Source organism: Actinocorallia aurea, assembly GCF_054783995.1.
On record NZ_BAAGPQ010000012.1, the window covers coordinates 872,186 to 891,552 of the forward strand.

16 protein-coding genes are annotated in these 19,367 nt (G+C 73.1%); 7 read left to right on the top strand and 9 right to left on the bottom strand.

Features of this window, described 5'->3' with window-relative positions; translation table 11 throughout:
* Position 1: 1 nt before the first annotated feature.
* The 5 genes from ACYVOM_RS16620 to ACYVOM_RS16640 all read right to left on the bottom strand — a co-directional run bounded on the left by ACYVOM_RS16620 (position 2) and on the right by ACYVOM_RS16640 (position 6,109).
* A complete protein-coding gene (locus ACYVOM_RS16620) occupies positions 2-1,078 on the bottom strand; it encodes a Zn-dependent alcohol dehydrogenase (protein WP_460304271.1) in 1,077 nt (358 codons plus the stop codon).
* Between the two features lie 7 nt (positions 1,079-1,085).
* Positions 1,086-2,282, bottom strand: a complete 1,197-nt coding sequence (locus tag ACYVOM_RS16625; RefSeq protein WP_460304272.1) for an amidohydrolase family protein — start codon at positions 2,280-2,282, stop codon at positions 1,086-1,088.
* Between the two features lie 133 nt (positions 2,283-2,415).
* Positions 2,416-2,814 carry a nuclear transport factor 2 family protein gene (locus ACYVOM_RS16630; protein WP_460304273.1) on the bottom strand — a complete coding sequence of 133 codons (399 nt, stop codon included), beginning with the start codon at positions 2,812-2,814 and terminating at the stop codon, positions 2,416-2,418.
* A gap of 62 nt (positions 2,815-2,876) precedes the next feature.
* Positions 2,877-5,159: a CaiB/BaiF CoA-transferase family protein gene (locus ACYVOM_RS16635; protein WP_460304274.1), complete on the bottom strand. Its 2,283-nt coding sequence runs from the start codon at positions 5,157-5,159 to the stop codon at positions 2,877-2,879.
* A complete protein-coding gene (locus tag ACYVOM_RS16640; RefSeq protein ID WP_460304275.1) occupies positions 5,156-6,109 on the bottom strand; it encodes an LLM class flavin-dependent oxidoreductase in 954 nt (317 codons plus the stop codon). Before ACYVOM_RS16640 ends, ACYVOM_RS16635 begins: the two co-directional genes overlap by 4 nt.
* Before the next feature lie 129 nt (positions 6,110-6,238).
* On the opposite strand from ACYVOM_RS16640, the gene ACYVOM_RS16645 reads away from it, so the two are divergent.
* The 4 genes from ACYVOM_RS16645 (at position 6,239) to ACYVOM_RS16660 (ending at position 10,035) form a co-directional block, all read left to right on the top strand.
* A complete protein-coding gene (locus ACYVOM_RS16645) occupies positions 6,239-6,646 on the top strand; it encodes a Zn-ribbon domain-containing OB-fold protein (RefSeq protein WP_460304276.1) in 408 nt (135 codons plus the stop codon).
* A gap of 9 nt (positions 6,647-6,655) precedes the next feature.
* Complete coding sequence (locus ACYVOM_RS16650) at positions 6,656-7,837, top strand: thiolase family protein (protein ID WP_460304277.1); 1,182 nt, start codon at positions 6,656-6,658, stop codon at positions 7,835-7,837.
* Between the two features lie 45 nt (positions 7,838-7,882).
* On the top strand, positions 7,883-8,725 hold the full coding sequence (locus ACYVOM_RS16655; protein ID WP_460304278.1) for an SDR family NAD(P)-dependent oxidoreductase: 843 nt from the start codon (positions 7,883-7,885) through the stop codon (positions 8,723-8,725).
* 77 nt (positions 8,726-8,802) lie between these two features.
* The gene (locus ACYVOM_RS16660) at positions 8,803-10,035 is read left to right on the top strand and encodes an amidohydrolase family protein (protein ID WP_460304279.1); all 1,233 of its coding nucleotides are present in this window, start codon (positions 8,803-8,805) and stop codon (positions 10,033-10,035) included.
* Between the two features lie 274 nt (positions 10,036-10,309).
* Here the strand turns inward: ACYVOM_RS16660 and ACYVOM_RS16665 are convergent, their stop codons facing one another.
* Entirely contained in the window at positions 10,310-10,984 is a 675-nt protein-coding gene (locus tag ACYVOM_RS16665) for a hypothetical protein (RefSeq protein WP_460304280.1), read from the bottom strand.
* Positions 10,985-11,311: 327 nt separating this feature from the next.
* Between ACYVOM_RS16665 and ACYVOM_RS16670 the strand changes: the two genes are divergently transcribed.
* Positions 11,312-12,511, top strand: a complete 1,200-nt coding sequence (locus ACYVOM_RS16670; RefSeq protein ID WP_460304281.1) for a helix-turn-helix domain-containing protein — start codon at positions 11,312-11,314, stop codon at positions 12,509-12,511.
* 107 nt (positions 12,512-12,618) lie between these two features.
* The gene (locus ACYVOM_RS16675; RefSeq protein ID WP_460304371.1) at positions 12,619-13,809 is read left to right on the top strand and encodes a helix-turn-helix domain-containing protein; all 1,191 of its coding nucleotides are present in this window, start codon (positions 12,619-12,621) and stop codon (positions 13,807-13,809) included.
* A gap of 92 nt (positions 13,810-13,901) precedes the next feature.
* On the opposite strand, the gene ACYVOM_RS16680 is transcribed toward ACYVOM_RS16675, so the two are convergent.
* From ACYVOM_RS16680 to ACYVOM_RS16690, 3 genes are all read right to left on the bottom strand, one after another.
* A complete protein-coding gene (locus ACYVOM_RS16680; RefSeq protein WP_460304282.1) occupies positions 13,902-14,681 on the bottom strand; it encodes a hypothetical protein in 780 nt (259 codons plus the stop codon).
* Between the two features lie 145 nt (positions 14,682-14,826).
* Positions 14,827-16,002 (bottom strand): cytochrome P450, encoded by a 1,176-nt coding sequence (locus ACYVOM_RS16685; protein WP_460304283.1) that lies wholly within the window; start codon positions 16,000-16,002, stop codon positions 14,827-14,829.
* 29 nt (positions 16,003-16,031) lie between these two features.
* The gene (locus ACYVOM_RS16690; protein WP_460304284.1) at positions 16,032-17,672 is read right to left on the bottom strand and encodes an N-acyl-D-amino-acid deacylase family protein; all 1,641 of its coding nucleotides are present in this window, start codon (positions 17,670-17,672) and stop codon (positions 16,032-16,034) included.
* A gap of 227 nt (positions 17,673-17,899) precedes the next feature.
* On the opposite strand from ACYVOM_RS16690, the gene ACYVOM_RS16695 reads away from it, so the two are divergent.
* A complete protein-coding gene (locus ACYVOM_RS16695) occupies positions 17,900-19,363 on the top strand; it encodes an aldehyde dehydrogenase (protein WP_460304285.1) in 1,464 nt (487 codons plus the stop codon).
* Positions 19,364-19,367 lie beyond the last annotated feature (4 nt).

Below are 19,367 nucleotides of genomic sequence, written 5' to 3' on the forward strand. Positions count from 1 at the left end.
CCTAGACGATGACGGTGCGAACGCCCTCGGCCCGGGCGACGAGTTCGATGCCGTGGGCGAGGTCGGCCAGGCCGATCCGGGTGGAGACCATCGACCCGAGGTCGAGCCGTCCGGACTCGGCGAGGGCGATGAAGCGGGGGAAGTCGCGCAGGATCTGCGCGCCGCCGAGGACGGATCCGGCCAGCCGCTTGCCGGAGAACACCGCCTGGACCGCCGGAAGGGTGAGCGCCGATCCGACGGGCGGCATCCCGACGAGCGTCACCGTGCCGTGCCCGCGCGCCATGTCGAACGCCTGGACCATCAGCTCCGGCCTGCCGACCGCCTCGAACGCGAAGTCCGCGCCGCGTCCCGCCGTCAGCTCCCGCACCTGCGCGACGGGATCGCCCGCGCCCGGGTCCACCGCGTGGGTCGCGCCCGCCGCCAGCGCCGCCGTGCGGCGGCCCGCCACCGGATCGACCGCGATGATCACCGCGGCCCCGGCGATCCGCGCGCCCTGCACCACGGACTGGCCGACGCCGCCGCAGCCGAGCACCGCGACGCTCGAACCCGGCGTCACGCCCGCGGTGTTGAGGGCCGCGCCGAGCCCGGTGGTGACGCCGCAGCCGAGCAGGGCGAGCTCCGCGTCGGCCAGATCGGTGCGCACGGGCACGACGGACGCCTCGTGCACGACCATCGCCTCGGCGAACGTGCCGCAGCCGCAGACCGCGGCGGCCCGCCGCCCGTCCGGCAGCGTGAACCGCTCGGCGGCCTTCACCAGCGGGTTCAGCGCGCACTGGTTGGAGATGCCGTTGACGCAGTTCCAGCAGGCGCCGCAGGCGGGCGCGACCGAGGCGAGCACCCGGTCGCCGGGCCGCACCCGGCGGACCTCCGCGCCGACCTCCTCGACGGTCCCGCAGCCCTCGTGGCCGAGCGCGATCGGCAGCGGCAGCGCCGACAGGCCGTCCAGCACGTTGAGGTCGGTGTGGCAGATGCCGCTGGCGGCGATCCGCACGAGCACGTCCCGCGGGCCGACGGCCGGGACGGGCAGGTCCTCAAGGACGGGCGGTTTTCCCGCCTCGTAGGCGATGGCCACTCTCACGGCAGCCTCACCCCGCCGCCGGGGCGCGGTCGCGCAGGCCGAGCAGCCCCGCGGTGTTGCCGCGCAGCACCCGCCGCGCGACCTCCGGGGCGCAGCCGTCGAGCCGCGGCACGTAGTCGCGCGGCTCGCGCAGTCCCTCGGGATGGGGGTAGTCGGAGCCGAACAGGACGTGCTCGGGGCCGAGGGCGGCGAGGAGGTCGTGCACGTCGTCCTCGGGGAACGGGCAGATCCACAGGTGCTCGGCGAGGTCCCGGCTGGGCCGGGCGGGCAGCGGCCCGCCGATCATCGGGCCGCGCCGGCCGAGCGCGGCCGCCTTGTCGACGGTCTTGAGCAGCGCGCGCAGCCAGCTCGACCCGTTCTCGATCGACAGGACCCGCAGCTTCGGGTGCCTGCCGAAGAGGTTGTGCAGGGTGAGCGCGGTGAGCGTGTCGACCAGCGGCCGCTCGGTGTTGCACAGCGCCCACTGCAGCGGCGACTGCCGGTGCGACGGGTTGTCGGGGTCCTCGCCCCAGTGGATGCCGTAGAAGTGCTGGTAGCCGCTGTTGGAGACGTGGAACACGACGGGCACGCCGGCTTCGGCGACGGTGTCCCAGAACGCGTCGAACACCGGGTCGGCGGGTGAGCGGCCGCCGGTGGGCCCCGGGCAGAGGTGGACCAGCCGGGCGCCGGCCGCGAGGACCCGGTGCAGCTCGCGCACCGCCTCCCCCGGATCGAGGAGGGAGAGCATCGGCACCGCGAAGAGCCTTCCGTCGTCGCCGTAGCCCCAGTCCTCCTCCAGCCAGCGGTTGAAGGCGCGGAGGCTCGCGTAGGTGAGGGCCACGTCGTCGCGCATGTCGTTCTCGACGGCGACGCCCATCGTGGGCAGCAGGATCGTGGCCTCGACGCCCTGGTCGTCCATGAGGGCGAGGCGGGCCCCGCGCTCGGTGAACTCCGGGTGGTCCTTGGCGTTGATGACCTCGCGGTGCGTGAAGCCGTCGGCGACCTCGCCCGCGAAAAGGCCCGCGAGCGCGCCCGGCGCCGAGGCGTGGTCGCCCGGCATGACGCTCATGAACGTGCGCCCGCCGCGCAGGAAGATCCGGCCGAGCCCGTCCGCGCCGCGCGTGACGCGCACCGTCTCCTCGCGGTACCGCGCCTCGATGTGGCGGGTGAAGCAGTCGTCGGGCTCGTAGTAGTGGCCGTCTGCGTCGATCAGCTGGTAGTCCATCGCCGCGCATCCTCCGGACGGGTCGGGGTGAGCCCTGACGGGGCCCACCCTGGTCGGGCGAACTCGCGAAGGCTAAGTAAGTGAACGCCCAGTTATTTATCCTACGTGGGCCGGGAGGGTGTCAAGCCGGTGATCAGCCCAGCGTGCGCAGCAGGGCGTGCGTGTCCTGCTGGAACACCCGGATCTCCTGGACGAGCCCGCCGTCGACCGCGAACAGCTCGACGACGTCGACGGTCTCGGCGCGGCCGGTCTCCTTGGCCGTCCAGGTCTGGGTCGTCACCTGGACGGCCTGCTCGGGGCCGCAGCCGAGCACCCTCGGATCGGTGATGACGCGGTCCCAGTGCCGGGCGAACAGCGCGCCCATCGCGGCCATGCCCTCCCGGCCGCGGTGCACGCCGCCGTGCGGCAGGGACGCGGGCTGCTCGATCCGGAACTCCGGATGCAGCAGCGCGAGCGCCCCGTCGACGTCCCCCGCCGTGAACCGCCGCCCCATCTCGGCCACCACCGCGGCCGCCGTGTCCTGATCGCGCACGCTTCCTCCTCGTCCGTTGTCTCCGACCCTCCCGCCGCCTACAGGCGCCTCGCACTCGGTGCTCATGGGTCGGCGCGGGGAGACCGGGCCGTTCCGGCGGCGAGCAGCGCGGCGATCTTGGCTTCGCCCAGGCCGATCTCGGCGAGGACCTCGGTGGTGTGCTCGCCGATGCCCGGAAGGCTCAGCCGGACGGCCGCCGCCGGCGGGGCGTCGGCGGGCCCGTAGCGCAGGAGCGGGCCGATCTGCTCGAAGCGGCCCCAGTCGGCGGTGCGGTAGGTGACGGCGCGGCCGGTCTGGCGGTTCACGGGGTCGTCGAGGATGGCGCTGCGGAACCCGTCGCGGTCGAGGGGTTCCACGGGCTCGGCGGGCACGCCCAGCGCGCTCAGCCGGTCCGCCCACGAGGAGGCGGACGCGCCCGCGAACGCCGCTTCGAGGATCGCCTCGGCCTTGCGGGCCGCCTCGTCCGACGCGCCCGCGCGCAGCGGCGCGTAGGTGGGCAGTCCGCCCACGGCCTCACCGAGCCGCGCCCAGGCCTCGGGATCGGGGACGACGACGGCGATCCATCTCCCGTCGGCGCACTCGTACAGGCGGTAGCCGGGGCCGTAGCCCGTCTGGGCCGCGTCCAGGGACGGCCCGAGGACGAGGTCGCCGTCGCGCAGGTGGACGCCGCTGTGCGCGAGCATCCCCGCGCCGAGCAGGCTCGTGACGACCCGGCGGCCCCTGCCGTCGGCGGCGCGGCCGACGAGCCCCGCCAGGATGCCGCTCGCGGCGACCCAGCCGCCGGCCATGTCCAGGGGGATCCAGGTCGCGGCGATCGGCTCGTTGCCCACCCCGCCGATCGCCGTCTCGAACCCGGTGACGGCCTGCATCAGCGCGTCGTTGCCCGGGAACTTCGCGCGCGGCCCGGTGTCGCCGAAGGCGCTGGCGTGGCAGTACACCGCGCCGGGGTTGAGCCGGGCGACGTCGGCGGCGCCGATCCCGAGCCGCTCGGCGACCCCGACCCGGAAGTTGTGCACCACCACGTCGGCCCAGGCCAGCAGCCGCTCGACCACGGGCCGCGCCTCGGGCGCGCCGATGTCGAGGGCGACGCTGCGCTTGCCCCGCTGGCAGGCCGCGACGGCGTACGCCGCGGCCCGCATGGCCTCGCCTCCGGGCGGCTCGACCTTGACGACGTCGGCCCCCAGGTCGGCCAGTACCTCGGCGGCGAGCGGCCCCGCCACGAACGCCGAGAAGTCCGCGACCTTCAGCCCGGAAAGCAGCCCGGGACCCTCTGCCGGTCTCGGCGGCGCAGAAGGCTCGTCGGCGAGGGGCGAGATGGAGATGGGCGAGCCCGGCAGGACATAGCGGTGGCCGTCCTCCTCGCGGGTGACGGCCAGGCCCGTCTCCGTGAGGTGCGGGTCGGCCAGCACCTCGCCGGGGGCGAGCACGGGTTCGCAGGCGACGCCCGCGCGGCGCAGGGCGGCGATCCACTCGGCACGGGGGCGGCGGGCGAACAGGGAGACCCAGCGCCGCGCGCGGACGCCCAGGCGGCCGGTCATCTGGTCGGTGTAGTAGCCCTCCTCGCTGGGCTCGTCGCCCAGCACCCCGAGGAGAGAGCCGTACATGCCCTTGCCGCCGAACCAGACCTGGATCAGCTCGCCGTCGGCGCAGCGGTAGAGGAAATTCGGGAAGGTGGAGCCCTTCGCCCAGTACGACTCGACCTCTTCGGGCGCGTGCTCGGACCTGCCGATCATGCAGCCGAGGGTCGCGAGCATCCCGTCGTACAGGGAGGTCTCGGCCCAGCCGCCCTCCCCCGTCAACGCGCGGCGGCGCAGCAGGCCGAGGACCGAGACGGCGAGCAGCGAGGCGGCGCCGACGCCGGAGGCTCGGGCGTCCACGAAGACGGGGCCGGGGCGGTGCCCTTCGAGCTGGGTGCACAGGCCCGCCGACGCCTCCACGAGCAGCCCGTGGTCGGCGGTCTCGCCCTTGGCCGTGCGGCTCGGACGGCACCGGACATAGACGAGGGAAGGGTTGGCCTCCGCGAGGTCGCGGTAGCCGAGTCCGCGTTTCTCCACGAGTTCTTCCGGCCCGTAGACGAGCGCGGCGTCCGCATCGCGGAGCAGGGCGAAGGCCGTGTCCCGGTCGTCGGAGGCGACGATCCGCTTGTCGCGGTGCCAGGCGCGGCCCCACGGCACGTCGGCGTCGAGCGGAACCGGCGCCGCGCCGGTGATCCGGGTGACCACGGCCCCCAGGTCGGCGAGGAGCAGGCCGGGCACTCCCCCGGCGAGCCCGAGGCCGAGGTCGCCCACCCCGACGGCGAGCTCCACCACGCGCAGGCCCGCGCAGGGACCGTCCGCCGCGCTCACGCCGTCACCCCGGACGGGACGGACAGCCGGGGCAGGACTTCCTCGGCCGCCAACCGCACGATGCCCAGGGTGTCCTCGCGGGCGGCGGGCGAGATCACGATGTGCCGCGCCCCGGCGTCGACATAGGCCTGGACGCGGGCGGCCACCTCCTCGGGGGTGCCGGCGGGGGCGATCCTGTCGAGCATCTCGGGTGGTTTGTCGCCGTAGGCCGAGCCGAGGAACCCTGCGACGTCCGCGCGGGCCCGCTCCCGGTCCGCGCGCACCGAGCAGTACAGGTAGACCATCCACTCGAATCCGGCGAGGTCGCGGCCGATGGAGGCCGCCTCGTCCCGGATGGTGCGGACCGAGCGGGCGTAGGCCGCGGGCGAGACGAGGTAGGGCAGCCACCCGTCCCCGCGCCGCGCGGCCCGGCGCATCGCCGGCTCCTTGCGGCCGGACACCACCAGCGGCGGACCGCCCGGCCGCATCCCCGGGCCGTCGCCGTGCCGGACCGGGCGCAGCTCCACGTCGTCGAAAGAGAAGAACCTGCCTTGGTGGCTCGCCGGAGCGCCCTGCCACAGCTTGCGCAGCACGTCCATCGCCTCGTCCGTGCGGGCTCCGCGCTCGCGGACGGGGACGCCCATCGCGGCGAACTCCTGCGGGAACTCGCCGCCGACGCCCACGCCCGCGATGAGGCGCCCGCCGGACCTGCTGTCGAGGTCGGCGAGCTGCTTGGCCGCCAGGACCGGGTGGTAGAGCGGCAGCATCAGGACCGCGCTGCCCACGCGCACCCGCTCGGTCCACGCGGTCATCAGCGCGAGCCGCGTGACCGCCTCGCCGGTCCCGCTCGGCGGGAGCACGTGCCCGCCCTGCCAGACGGACGCGACGGGCAGCCGCTCCACGGCGGCCAGCCAGTCGCGGTCGGGTTCGGGAATCGCCGCCGCCCCGAGGACGACGCGGTCTTCGGCCACTGCTGCTCCCCTCAGAACACCGCCGGAGGGGACGGCGTTCGATCGGAAGATAGCAAATGCTCACTTTTTTATGTAGACAGTTGGGGCGGGCGAAAACGCCCCAGGACGCGCCCCCGAGGAGGCAGCGGAGTGGACGCCACGGTCGGGATCCCCCCGGCGGTCAGCGAGGAGACCGAGCCGTTCTGGGCGGCGGCGAAGGAGGGCCGACTGCTCGTCGAGCAGTGCTCGGCGTGCGGCGCGCAGTCGTTCCCGCCGCGCGGGATCTGCCGGTCGTGCCACGCCCGGCCGACCGGGTTCGCCGAGCTCACCGGGCACGGCGTCGTGTACAGCCTCACCGTCAACCACCAGCGGTGGCTGCCGGATCTTGAGGTGCCGTACGCGGTCGTCCTCGTGGAGTTCCCCGGGCATCCCGGGGTGCGGGTGACGGGCCGGCTGCGCGGCTGCCCGCCCGAGGACGCCGCCATCGGCATGGAGGTCGAGATCGGCTTCGAGCCCGGCCCGGGCGGCTTCGCCATCCCCAGCTTCACGGCACGCTAGGAGAAGCCCGTGGGCACCGAGTTCTTCGAGCGCCGCGCCGTCATCTCCGGCGTCGGCCAGTCCTCCATCGGCCGCCGCCTCGACCGGTCGGGATTCCAGCTCACGCTGGACGCGGTGCTCGCCGCGGTCGAGGACGCGGGCCTGACCGTCGCCGACGTCGACGGGCTCGCCATGTTCCCGGGCGGCGGCGCGGCCAACCTGCCGGGGTACGCCAACGGCAACCTGTACGAGGTCCAGGACGCGCTCGGCATCACCACGTCGTGGCGGCAGGGCGTCAACGAGGGGATGGCGCTGCCGTTCTACGGGCCCGCCATGGCCGTCGCGACCGGGCAGGCCCGTCATGTCGTCGTCTGGCGGACCGTCAAGGAGGGCAGCGCGGCGCGGGCCGCAGGCGGACGCCCCGCTTACGGCTCCACCAAGCCCGTCGCGGAAGGGCCCCTGGCCTGGCTGCTCCCGGTCGGGATGCTCTCGCCCGTGTGCCAGGTCGCCCCCTACGCCGCGCGTTACCTGCACGAGTACAAGGCGACCCGCGAGCAGTTGGCCTGGATCCCCGTGACGCAGCGCGCCCATGCCGCGCTCAACCCCGACGCCGTCTACCGCACGCCGTTGAGCGTCGACGACTACCTCGGCTCTCGGATGATCTCCACGCCGATGTGCCTCTACGACTGCGACGTGCCCGCCGACGGCGCCACCGCGATCGTCGTCTCGGCCGCCGAGACCGCGCCCGACCTGCGGTCCCCCGTCCGGATCGAGGCGGCGGCCGGGGTCGTCGAGGGCAGGCCGTCGTGGGAGCAGTGGGAGGACATGGGCCGGGTCGGGCACGGGGCGGCGCGCGCGATGTGGGCGCGCACCGACCTCGGCCCCCGCGACGTGGACGTCGCGCAGCTCTACGACGGCTTCACGATCGAGGTCGTCTGGTGGCTGGAGGCCCTCGGGTTCTGCGGGGTCGGCGAGGCCGCCGCGTTCGTCGAGGGCGGCGCGCGGATCGCGCTGGACGGGGAGCTGCCGCTCAACACCTGGGGCGGCCAGCTCTCGGGCGGCAGGCTGCACGCCGCGTTCGGCCACACCGCCGAGGCGGTGCGGCAGCTGCGCGGCGAGGCCGGCGAGCGCCAGGTGCGCGGCGCGGAGGTCGCCGCGATCGGCAACGTCGGAGGGTTCGAGGCGGGCGCGGCGCTGCTCACCCGCTGGTAACAGGCCCTGTGCAGGACATACACGCGAGAGGCAAGGAGAACGGCAGTGGTGGAGCGCCCGGGAAGAGTCGAAGGCAAGGTCGCGATCGTGACGGGAGCGGGCTCGACGCCCGGACCCGGCATAGGGACGGGGAAGGCCACGGCCGTCGTCCTCGCCCGTGAGGGGGCGAAGGTGCTGCTCGTGGACCTGTTCCCCGAGCGGGCCGAGGAGACGCTGCGGCTCATCGAGAAGGAGGGCGGCGAGGCGTCGGTGTTCGCCGCCGACGCCACCAAGGCCGCCGACTGCGAGGAGATGGTCGCGACCGCCGTCGAGCGGTACGGGACGCTGGACGTGCTGGTGAACAACATCGGCAGGGCCGCGCTCGGCACCGTCGTCGACACCTCCGAGGAGGACTGGGACCGCGCGCTGGACATCAACCTGCGCACCGCGTTCCTCGCCTCGAAGTACGCGGTGCCGGTGATGGCCGCGCAGGGCGCGGGCTCGATCGTGAACGTCTCGTCGATCTCGGCGCTGCGCGGGGACGGCACCGCCGCCTACTCCGCGGCGAAGGGCGGCATGATCGCGCTGACGGTCGACATGGCGTACGCGCACGGGCGGGACGGCATCCGGGTCAACGCGGTCGCGCCCGGCCACATCACGACGCCGATGGTGATGTCGGTGTCGGCGCCGGGGCCGCGCGCGGAGTTCATGAACGCGATGCGCAGCGAGGCGGGGCTGCTCGGCACGCCCGGCGATGGCTGGGACGTGGCGTACGCGGCGGCTTTCCTGGCGAGCGACGAAGCACGCTGGATCACCGGCGCGACCCTGCCCGTCGAGTCGGGCGTGCTCAGCGTGACCCCGCTGATGATGGCCCCGCGCCTGCGCGGCGTCCCCGAGCCGACGGACTGAGCGGCCCATTGCGTGCGGCGGGCCCGCCCGCCTAATGTAAGTAAGTACCCACTCTCAAAGCGGAGGAGTTCACGCGCATGGCCGACCAGGACGCGGCGGCGGCCGCTCTCGCCACGCCCGCATCGCCCCAGACCCCGCTGTGTGAGCGCTACGCGGTGGCCGACGTCGACTCCCACATCATCGAACCCGCCGACCTGTGGACGTCGCGGATCTCCACCGCCAAGTGGGGCGACCTCGTGCCGCATGTTCGCTTCCACGAGCGCCGCCAGGAGGACGTCTGGTACATCGGCGACCGCAAGCTCTACGGGGTCGGCGCGTTCGCGCAGGCCGGCTGGGCGGAGTTCCCGCCCTCGCACCCCAAGCGCCTGGCCGACGCGCTGCCCGCCGCGATCGACGCCAAGGAGCGGCTCGCCTACAACGACCGGGTGGGCGTGCACTACCAGGTGCTCTACCCCAACATCGTGGGCTTCCACAGCCACCGGTTCCTCAACCAGATGCCGCGCGAGCTGGCCACCCAGTGCGTCCAGGCCTACAACGACTGGGTCGCGGAGTGGGCGTCGGCCGACTCCAGCCGGCTCATCCCGATGATGATGCTGCCGTTCTGGGACATCGGCGAGTCCGTCGCCGAGATGCGCCGGGCGTACGAGATGGGCCACAAGGGCGTCCTGTTCGCCGCGCGCTATGACAAAGTCGGCCTCCCCCGCCTCATCGACGACTACTGGGAGCCCGTCCTCGGCCAGGCCCAGGAGATGGGGCTGTCGATGAACTTCCACGTCGGCTTCCTCGCCTCCGACGAGGACCTCAAGGGGGCCGTCGACCAGTCCAAGAAGATCGACTTCACCCGGGAGAGCTCCCTGGTGCTGCTCGGCAACGCGCAGAACATCGCCGAGGTCGTCCTGTCCGGCGTGTGCCACCGCTATCCCCGCCTCAGGTTCGTCTCCGTCGAGAACGGCGCCGGCTGGCTTCCGTTCTTCGCCGAGACGATGGACTGGCAGTGGCTCAACGTCGGCGCGCACAAGGAGTACCCCGAAAGGCTCCTGCCGAGCGAGTACATGAAGCGCCAGATCTTCGGCATGTTCTGGTTCGAGCGCCGGTCCGTCCGCTCCGTCATCGACCAGCTCGGCGACAACCTCATGTTCGAGACCGACTTCCCGCACGCCACGAGCCTCTCCCCCGGCCCCGCCTCCGCGTCCCCCAGCCCCCGCGACGTCATGGAACTCGCCCTCTCCGGCCTCCCCGAGGAGACCATCGGCAAGGTCCTCCAGCACACCGCGACCGACCTGTACGACCTGGCCCCGCCGCTCCGCTGAGCCGCGCACCGCACGCCCGCAAGCGAAATGCCGGTCCTGGAAACCAGGACCGGCATTTTCCTTTTCGCATTGCGGCCGATGATTCCGAAGTGCAGATATCTGCAATTCTCAGGGCCGTGAATGGCCCGGTGCGGAGAAAAGTTCCGCGCGTTTTCCGGCCCCACCCTGATAGCGCGAACAGGTACGCGTTCCGCTCCCTTCACAAGACGGCGGAGGGCCGCACGGCCGGGAAAGGCTGTGCGGCCCTCGCTTTTTACCGGGCGACCTTGAAGGGTCAGAGCGCGGTGACCGTCGGGACAGGGGTGCTCGTGACGTTGAAGGTGCCGGTCAGGGTGGCGACGTCACCCTTCTTGATGGCGCCGAAGCAGCCGATGCTGGCGCTCGCGATCGTGATGTTGCTCGAGCCGGTGGCGGTGAGGGTGCCGTTGTTGTTGTAGGTGCCGCTGATCACACCGGTCTGCGAGTTGGCGCCGCCGGGGCCGTCGACCTGGACGACGCACACGCCGCCCAGAGCGGTGCCCTTGACCGAGACGCCCCTGATCTGGCCCGGGGTGACACCGGGGCTGCCGACGGTCGGGCCGGTGGCGTAGAGCTCCCAGGCGCCGAGAGCGGTGTTCGGCGTCAGGGTGAAGCTGAGGGCGGGCGAGGTGCTGGCGCAGCCGCTCGTGGAGATGGCGAGACCGCTGACGATCGGGTCGGTCGGGCCGCCGGCGGAGTTCCGCGTGCCGGTGGCCGTGCCGGAGGTGCAGTTGGCCGTGATGCCCGCCGTGACGTCTTGGAAGCTGATGTTGCTGGAGGTGGCCGAGAGCGCGGTGGCACCCGAGGCGGTCCAGGAGGTGATGCCGTAGGGGGCCGGCGGCGGGAAGGTCCCGGCCGCGAAGGCGGGGGTGCCGAGGGCGAGGGCTATGGCGCCCGCACCGGCGGCGGACACGGCGATCTTGCGCAGCATGAGCATGGCCTTTCATCGGGGTGGGATGGTGAGCGGCCCATTACAGACTGAGTAAAGGGCAGCTCAACGGGGGTCAGTAATCGATCACTCGGCTGAGTTTAAGTTGGGCATTCAGCCGCGACAAGAGTTCTGAAGGGTGCGGTGAGCTTCCCGATGTAAGTCTGTCAACGGATGAGCAACACGGCTTGTCTCTTCATATCGCCGGTGATGATCCGGTCTCCGATTCTTTTCTTCGACGCGAGTGCTGAATACGATCACCAACGCGGTTATCCTCCTTTCGAGGGGGTTCGGAGCGTCCCGGTACCGACCGGGGGAGAAAGGACCATCGTGCGGCGAGAGCAGGGAAGATCGCCGTTTCCGCAGGTCGCGGAGGCATTGCAGGCCGGGATTCCCGGGCTGGCGGAGGAGATCTACGCGGAGATCGACGCGTCCGTCCCCGACTACGCGTTCGCCGACGCGAGCCCGCCGGCGATAGCCGTCGTGGTGAACGAGGCACTCGCGTTCTTCGTCGCCCGCGTGGCGGATCCGGCGGTCCCGATGGACAGGCTCACCGGCCTGCTCCAGGCGCTCGGACGCAGGGAACTCGACAGCGGAAGGAGCCTTGACGCCCTGCACACCGCGTTCCGCATCGCCTTCCGCACGTCCTGGCACCGCATCGCCGAGGTGTGCACCCGGCACCGGTTCTCCGGCGACGTGCTGGCCGAGCTCGCCGAGTACCACATGGCCTACATGGACGAGCTCATCGGCCCGGTCGTCCACGGGTACCTGGAGGCCGATCCCCGGCCGCAGGAGGAGCGCGCGCAGCTGCGGCGGCGCCTGCTGCACCGGCTCGCCGAAGGGGGCGGGGCCTCCGGCGGCGTCGCCGAGCTCGCCGAACGCGCCGACTGGCCGCTGCCCGCCGTGGCCACGCCCGTCGCCGTGGCGCCCGGTGCCCGGTGGCCGCACGCCGCGGGGACCGGGGACGTGCTCCTCGACCTCGACGGCAGTGACCCGTGGCTGCTGCTCCCCGGCCCCTTCGACGCCGACCGGCGGGCCATGCTGGAGTCGGCCCTGGCCGGGTTCCCGCTGTCGGTGGGACTGACCGTGCCGCTCGCGCAGATCCCCGACTCGCTGCGGTGGGCCCGCCGCGTGTCGGCGCTCGCGGACGGCGGCGTGATCGGCGGCTCGCCGGTGCTGCTCAGCGAGGACCACCTGCTGGACCTCTGGCTGACCGCCGACCCCGCCCTGCTCGACGAGATCGTCGGGAGGTCGCTCGGCGGCCTCATGAACCTGCCCGCGGCCAAGCGGACCGCGCTGACCGAGACGCTGCGCGTGTGGCTGGAGAGCTGGAGCACCGCGGCGGACGTGGGGCGGAGACTGCACGTCCATCCGCAGACGGTGCGGTACCGCCTGCACCAGATCCGGGAGCGGATCGGCGACCAGATGGACGACCCCGAGGCGCGGTTCAGGCTGGAGGCGGCCTTGCGTGCCCTGCGGCTGCGCGACCGCGGGCGGTCCGCGCCCGGCGGCGGCCGGATGGTCTCCTGAGAGTCGCAACTTCGGGCATTGCCGGGGCCGGATCCTTGCTTTAACGTCAACGTGGCGCGAATCACAGTGAAGTAGAGGGCTTTTCTGGACGATTGGCGCTAGTGAGCATGTTCTCCGACCTTCTCCCCGACCTGGCCGAGCTCGCGCCCGGCCTCTCCGACGAGATCATCGACGGCGTCCGCGCCGCCATCCCCGACTACGACAGGCCGCAGGGCAGTCCGTACAACGAGGTGATCAAGTCCGGTGTGGAGCGCAATGTCCTCGGTTTCGTCACGTGGCTCGCCGACCCCGACAAGCAGGACGACAGACGCAACGAGCTCTGCCGCAAGCTCGGCGCGTTCGAGGCGATGGAGGGCCGGCCGCTCGCGGTGCTGCAGTCCGCGTACCGGATCGGGGCGCAGCTCTGCTGGTCCCGCATCCGGGACCTCCTGAACGGGCGCGAGCTGTCGGCCGCCGCGGTGTCGACGCTCGCCGCCGCCCTGTTCCGCTACATGGACGAGGCGGCCGAGCTGTCCCGGGAGGGCTACGAGCAGGTCAAGGGCGAGCGCCGCGGCAAACGCGACGCGGCGCGGCTGCTCCTGCTGCGCGACCTCGTGGCGTGCCCCGGCGGCGACGCCGACTGCGCCGCGCTGGTCGCGCTGCACCCGGCCGCCGACTGGACCCTCCCGGACCAGGTGACCGTCGTGGCGCTCGCCGCGGGCGCGCCCGTCGTCCGCCCCCTGCTCGATCCCGACCTGCTGCTCGACCTGCACGTCCCCGAGCCGTACCTTCTGCTGCCCGGCCCGCTGACGGAGGCGCGCAGGAAGATGCTGGAGGCGGCGCTCGCCGACGGCAGGGCCGCGGTCGGCCTGCCCGTGCCGCCCTCCCGCGCCGCGGACTCGCTGCGCTGGGCCCGGCACGCGCTCGCCCTCGCCGCCGACGGAGCCCTCGACGACGGCGCGCTCACCCTGTGCGAGGACCACCTGGTGAGCATGTGGCTGCTGGCGGACGGCCCGCTGATGGACCAGATCGCCGGAAGGCGGCTGGCCTTCCTGGCGCGGGCCGAGGAGCGGCGCCGCCTGTGGCTCGCCGACACCCTCCGCTCCTGGCTGCGCACCCGCGGCCCCGCCGGCCGGATGAGCGACGACCTCGGCGTGCACGTCCAGACCGTCCGGTACCGCATGCGCGTCCTGGAAGGCATCCTCCAGGAGGAGCTCACCGACCCCGACACCCGCTTCGCCACCGAGACCGCGCTGCGCGCCCTGTGGCTGCGCACCCGCGCCGAACGCCGGGAGGGACCGGCGCCCGCCGACCCGTGACGCCCGCAGTGCCGCCCTGCGGGCCGGTGCCGCCCTGCGGGGCCGGACGCGTGATGCCGGGGCGGCGCGAGCACGCCCGCCCCGGCGACGGGTCAGCAGGCGGTCGTCGCGGTGCCTTCGGCGCAGGCGGCCCGGACGAGGTTCGCGGTGAGCGCCGCCAGCTTGGGCGGGACCGTCGTCGTCGGCGTGGTCTCGGTTCCTCCGGCGGGCATGCTGGTCGCGGTGTCGGTCGGCTTGCCGGTCGGCACGACGCAGGGCAGGTCGATCTCGTCGCAGGCCGAGGTCGGCGACGGCGACGCGACGACCTCGTCCTCCGGGGTGTAGGAGTAGCCGAGGAGTTCGGCGGCCCGGTCGGGGTCCATGAGCGGCGCGACGACCGGCGAGGACGCCGAGTCCGCGACGAACAGGCCCTCACCGATCGGGATGTGCACCGTCCGGGCGTAGGCGAGCAGCGCGGGATCGGTGATCGGCCTGCCGAGCGCCTGCTGTCGCGCGGCGAGATCGTCCACGAACATCACGCCGGAACCGGCGGTGTCGAGGGAGTCCTGGAGCTCTTCGCGGGTGGCGCCCGCCGGGTGCTCGATCTGGAGCCGGATCTCACCGCCGGTGTAGCCCTGGCCGAGCGAACCGGCGAGAACCTGGTCCACCCGGACGACGAGGTTCGCGTACCGCATGGCGGCCGCCTCGTCGTCGTAGGGCACGACGGCGGTCGGGGTCTCGGCGTCGTCGGAGGCGAAGGCGATGCCCGGCTCGATGCCCACGAAGGCGCCGCGGATCAGCGTCGAGGCCGCCTTGAAGGCGCCGGAGTCGGCCGCGCCGGGCGTGAGGTCGGCGACCGAGTCGAACAGGTACAGATCGCCGGGCCCGCCCACCCCAAGATCACCGGTCTTGCGGTGACCGGATGTTCGCCTCCCCGTCACCCGCCCCGCCCCGGCGCCGCCGGGGCCGCCCGCGCGGATCGGTCGCGTTCTCCCCGCGGTCCCGGTCCGGACGGCGGGGAGACGCGGCGATCGGCTGCTACACGCGGGCGGGCAGGGACTCGAAGCCGCGGACCGTGGAGGTCGGGGCGAGTTTCGCGCCCAACTCGATCTCCCATTCGGGGTAGCGCTTGAGGATCTCCTCTAGGGCGATTCTGCCTTCCAGGCGGGCGAGCGCCGCGCCCAGGCAGAAGTGGGCGCCGCGGCCGAAGGTGAGCTGGGGGCCCACCGCGCGGTGGATGTCGAAGGAGTCGCCGGCGGTGTGGCGGCGCTCGTCGCGGTTGGCGGCGGCGACGAGGAACATGATGGCGCTGCCCTCGGGGACGGTGCCGCCGTGGAACTCGACGTCGCGGGTCACGTAGCGGGCCATGTGGTGGGCGGGCGGCTCGAAGCGCAGGAGCTCCTCGATCGCGTTCGGGATGAGGGAGTGGTCGGCGACGAGTTGGGCGCGCTGCTCCGGGTGGTCGGCGAGGACCTTGCCGGACCAGCCGATGAGCCGGTTCGTGGTCTCGTTGCCCGCGCCGGCGACGATCGTCACGTAGGTGAGGATCTCCTCGCGGGTGAGGGTGCGGCGGGTGCCCGACTCGTCCTCGAACTCGGTGCGCAGGAGGTCGGTCATGATGTCGTCGGACGGGTGCTCGGCACGCCAGTCGATGTAGGCGCCGAACGCCTCTCCCGCGAGGAAGTCGAGGTCGAGCTCCATCGGCTTGCCCTCTTCGGTGCGCAGCGAGTCGTCGACCTGGTCTCGGATCGCCTCCTGGTCGGCCTCGGGGATGCCGAGCAGCATGCCGATGACCCGCATCGGCATCTGCTTGCCGAGGTCGGCCACGAAGTCGAACCGGCCCGTCCCCGCCGTCCGGTCGAGGCTGCGGGCGCAGAAGTCGCGGATCTTCGGCTCCAGCGCGAGGACCTTGCGCGGCGTGAAGATGCCCGACAGCAGCCGCCGGTGGACGGTGTGCAGCGGCGGGTCCTCGAAGATGATCACGCCGGGCGGGAACTCCATGTTCGCCTTGATCAGCTCGAGGATCGCGCCCCGTCCGGAGATGAAGGCGGCCGGGTCGCCCAGGCCCGCCTCGACGTCCTCGTACCTGCTGACTGCGTAGAAGTCGTGCTTGTCGTTGTAGTAGAGCGGCGCCTCTTCCCGGAGCCTCCGGTAGACCGGATAGGGATCGGCGTCGATCTCCACGTCGTACGGGTCGTAGTAGACGTCGGACATAGGGCTCTCCTCACGGGGTGGCGGTAAGGCTAGGAGCGCAGGAGCCGGCCCGGGGCGACGCCGGGGAGGTCGACTCCCCCGGCGCGGACCGCCGTGCCGTTGACCCACAGGTGCTCGACGCCGGTGCTGCGGACGACGAGGCGGTCGGTGCCGCCGGGCTGGTCGTGCACCCGCTCCACAGGCGTGGTGCCGATGGTCGCGGGATCGAACGCGACGAGGTCGGCGTGGAAGCCCTCGGCGACCAGGCCTCGCTCGCGGATGCGGAACGCCTTGTGGGGGTGGCCGGTGAGCCGCCAGACGGCGGTCTCCAGCGGGAGCGCGCCGCGCTCGCGCACCCAGTGGCCGAGCAGGTGGGTGCAGTAGCAGGCGTCGCAGAGCTGGGTGGCGTGCGCGCCGGCGTCGGACAGGCCGAGGAGGGTGCGTTCGTCGGCCAGCAGGCGGCCGACCTCCTCGTCGCCGTCGTTGTCGAGCACGATCCGGAAGCGGGTGGACATGCCGTCGCTGAGGGCGAGGTCGAGCATCAGGTCGAAGGGGGTCGTGCCGCGCCGCTCGGCGAGGAGGTCGAGGGGAACGCCCACGGCGTCGGCGTGCGCGACGGTCTCCTCGACGCTGGTCTTCGGCCAGCGGTGCGCCCACGCCTTGAGGGTGTTCTCGCGGGCGCGGTCGCGCCAGGCCTCGTCGCGGTAGAGGCCGGCCCGCTCGGCGCGGGGAAGGGCGAGGACGTCCTTCCATTCGTCGATCTCGGCGAGCGGCACCGGGTCGGCCATGCCGATCTGCATGACGATCGGGCGGCAGGCGATCTGCGGGTAGACCTCGCCGGGCAGCGCCGCGCCGCGCTCGACCGTGCGCAGGGCCGCGCCGGGCTTGTCGGCGCGGGCCATGAGCGCGGTCCAGGTGACGGGGATGCCGTAGCGGGAGGCCATGTCGGAGAACTGGTCGACGAACAGGCCGGGCCCGATCGAGACCTGCAGGACGCCCCTGCCGAGTTCGCCGAGCACCGCGGCGAGCGCGTGGACCTCGTCGGTCTCGGCGAAGCGGCTGGGCACGGGGCGGCCGAAGGCGCCCTGGTGGGCGGGCTGGCGGGAGGTGGAGAAGCCGAGCGCGCCCGCCTCCAGCGCCTCGCGGACGACCTCGCGCATGGCGGTGAGCTCGGCGGGCGTCGCGGCCCGCTCCTCCCCGCCGGTGACGAACAGGCGCAGCGGCGTGTGGCCGAGGAACGCCCCGACGTTGAGCCGCTTGCGCCGGGCGTCGATCGCGGCGAGGTACTCGGGGAAGGTCTCGAAGCACCAGTCGATCCCGGCGTCGAGCGCCTCCATCGACATGCCCTCGACGTTCTCCAGGGTCCGCACGATGATCTCGCGGTGCTCCGGGCGGGTCGGCGCGACGCCGAAGCCGCAGTTGCCCATGACGACGCTGGTGACGCCGTGCCAGCTCGACGGGGTGAGGTCTGGGTCCCAGAGGATCTGCGCGTCATAGTGGGTGTGCACGTCGATGAAGCCGGGGGCGAGCACCAGGCCGTCGAGGTCGGTGGTCGCGGCGGCGTCGTCCGGGGAGAGCTCGCCGGGGTCGCGCACGGCGACGACGCGGCCTCCGGCGACGCCGACGTCGGCGCGGCGTGCGGGAGCGCCCGTGCCGTCGATGAGTGAGGCCCCGCGCAGCAGCAGATCCATGAACACCTCGCGATGTCGGCACCGGCGGTCCGGCGCGCCGCGCGGCCGGACCGTGACGAGCGGTCGAGGCGAGCATCCGAGGCCGGAGGTTCTCGACGTTCCCACCGACCGGTGTCCTCGCCGACCGACGTTTTCCGGCTAGCAAGTGAATGCTCACATACTTAGGTTAGGATAGCGGGCGTTCACTCCGGAGACTAGGCTCCGGTATTCGATTGCGGGAGGCCCGCGTGGACGACCGGCTGATGTACCGCAGAGAGTTCTTCATCGGCGGCGCGTGGACCAGGCCGGTGAGCGGCGGCGTGCTGCGCGTCGTGTCGCCGTCCACCGAGCGTGCCGTCGGCGAGTTCCCGTACGCGAGCGGAGCCGACGTGGAGCACGCGGTCGCCGCCGCGCGCAGGGCGTTCGACACCGGGCCCTGGCCGCGCATGGCGCCCGAGGAGCGGGCGGACGTCCTGGCGAAGGCCGCGGTGCTGCTCCGCGAACGCGAGGCGGACATCGCGGGCGTCACCGTCGACGAGACGGGCTGCGCGGTGAGCCAGGCCAGGCGGGCGCAGACGGGGCTGGTCGCCCCGCTCTTCGACTACTACGCCGACCTCGTCCGCACCCACCCCTTCGACCGGGAGGTGCGGGCGGGCGACCGCGCGGGGCTCGTCACGCACGAGCCGGTCGGCGTCGCCGCGCTCATCGTCCCGTGGAACGCGCCCGTCACGCTCGCCGCCTGGAAGGCCGCCCCCGCGCTGGCCGCAGGGTGCAGCATCGTGCTCAAGCCGCCGCCTGAGGCGCCGCTCAGCGGCTACCTCCTGGCCGAGGCGCTGGCCGAGGCCGGCGTGCCGGACGGCGTCGTCAACCTCGTGCCGGGCGGACGGGACATCGGCGAACTGCTCGTGCGGCATCCCGGAACGGACAAGGTCGCCTTCACCGGGTCGACCGCGGCGGGCAAGCGGATCATGAGCCTGTGCGGCGAGCAGGTGAAGCGGGTCTCGCTCGAACTCGGCGGCAAGTCCGCGGCGGTCGTCCTGGACGACGCCGACCTCGCCGCGGTCGTGCCCGCGATCGTCTCCGGCGCGATGCACCTGTCGGGCCAGGTCTGCGGAGCGCACACCCGGATCCTGCTCCCCCGCGCCCGCTACGCCGAGGCGGTCGAGGCCGCCGCGGCGGCGGCCTCGGCGGTGCCCGTCGGCGATCCGCACGACCCCGCGACGGTCGTCGGGCCGCTCGTCGCCGAGCGCCAGCGGGTCCGGGTCGAGCGGTACATCGCGATCGCCGTCGAGGCGGGCGCCCGGATCGCGGCGGGCGGCGGTCGCCCCGCGGACCTGCCGCGCGGCTGGTACGTCGAGCCGACGGTGCTGGCCGACGTCTCCAACGCCATGCGCGTCGCCCGCGAGGAGATCTTCGGCCCCGTCGTCTGCCTCATCCCCTACGACACCGAGGAGGAGGCGGTCGCCATAGCCAACGACTCGCCTTACGGCCTGTCCGGAGCGGTCTGGTCGGCCGACCCCCACCGCGCCCTGCGCGTCGCCCGCCGCCTCCAGACCGGCGGCGTCGCCGTCAACGGCGTCTACCCGCCCTACCCCCACGTCCCCTTCGGCGGCTTCAAGGAGTCGGGACTCGGCCGGGAACTCGGGCCCGAAGGCCTCGCCGCCTTCCTGGAGACCCGGTCCATCGGCCTGCCCCCGGAACTGCTCACCTGACCGT